Here is a 1496-nt window from a genome sequence, read left to right as displayed (position 1 = left end):
CCCCGTTACCTTCTAGACGGCCCCGATTTTGGGGCTCCCGGCCTTCTGGCCCGGCATGACTTTTGCCCCCTGTCGACCATGACCCGGGGGGTGGTGTCACCGGGTCGGGAGGCGCCGGTAGATCGCTAATAGGGGCAGGAGCGCCGGTCCGCCGGCAACGCTCTTCGTAACGTGGTTGCCGGATGTCGGCGCCGTGCCTTGGCCGGGAAGACAAGACCCTCCCAGGAGGAGTGAAGTGATCGACATCCGCGATGTGGCCGTCTTCCTCGGCCTCGACGTCGGCAAGGGCGAACACCACGCCACCGGCCTCATGCCGGACGGCAGGAGCGTCGTCGACAAGCCGCTGCCGAACAGCGAGCCGAAGATACGGGCCATGCTCGACAAGCTCACGGCCAAGTACGGCCGGGTCCTGGTCGTCGTGGACCAGCCCGCCTCGATCGGTGCTCTGCCACTGGCCATCGCCCGCGACGCGGGCTGCGAGGTGGCTTATCTGCCGGGCCTGACGATGCGGCGGATCGCGGACCTCTATCCCGGTGAGGGCAAGACCGATGCCCGCGACGCGGCGATCATCGCGGACGCCGCCCGCACCATGCCCCACACGCTCCGCTCGATCGAGCTGACGGACGAAACCATCGCCGAACTCCGCATGATCGTCGGGTTCGACGACGACCTCGCGGGCGAGGTCACCCGGGTCGCGAACCGGCTCCGCGGCCTGCTCACCCAGATCCACCCGCACCTCGAACGGGTCCTGGGGCCACGCATCCAGCACCCGGCCGTGCTCACGCTGCTGGAACAGTTCGGCTCGCCCAAGGCGATCCGCAAGGCCGGACGACGGCGCTTGATCACGCTGCTGCGGCCGAAGGCGCCCAGGATGGCCGAGCGGCTGGTCGAGGACATCTTCACCGCACTCGACGAGCAGACCGTCGTCGTCACGGGCACCGACGCGGCCGCGGTGATCGTGCCCAAGCTCGCGAAGAACCTGGCCGGCCTGCTCGACCAGCGCAAGGAACTGGCCTCGGACATCGAGGAGTTGCTCAAGTCGCACCCTCTTTCCGAGCTCCTGACGTCGATGCCGGGGATAGGCGTCAGGACCGGAGCCAGGATCCTCATCGACGTCGGTGACGGCACCGCCTTCCCGACCGCAGGCCACCTCGCCGCCTATGCCGGGCTCGCTCCGGTGACCAGGCGGTCGGGGTCCTCGATCCGCGGCGAGAGCCCGTCCCGCAGAGGCAACAAGCACCTGAAACGGGCCTTCTTCCTCGCCGCGTTCGCCTCGCTGTCCGACCCGGCCTCCCGGGCCTACTACGAGCGGAAGAAAGCCGAGGGCAAGCGGCACAAGCAGGCCCTGATGTGTCTCGCACGCCGCCGCGTCGACGTGCTCTTCGCGATGCTCCGCGACGGCACGTTCTTCGAACCTCAAGCCGTCCCCCAAGCCGCCTGAAACATCACCAATCAACCGACCCGCCCCTTGACGAAAGAGATAGGGGCACCCCCCA

The 1496-nt window shown here is 68.3% G+C and carries 1 protein-coding gene; it reads left to right on the top strand.

The annotated features are described in order from the left end of the window. Positions 1-235 precede the first annotated feature (235 nt). Positions 236-1441 (top strand): IS110 family transposase, encoded by a 1206-nt coding sequence (locus ACH4TV_RS48280; protein WP_398407858.1) that lies wholly within the window; start codon positions 236-238, stop codon positions 1439-1441. Positions 1442-1496: the final 55 nt, after the last annotated feature.

This window comes from Streptomyces sp. NPDC020898 (genome assembly GCF_044333925.1).
In the GTDB taxonomy this organism is placed as follows: domain Bacteria; phylum Actinomycetota; class Actinomycetes; order Streptomycetales; family Streptomycetaceae; genus Streptomyces.
This window is presented reverse-complemented; position numbering and strand designations above follow the sequence as displayed.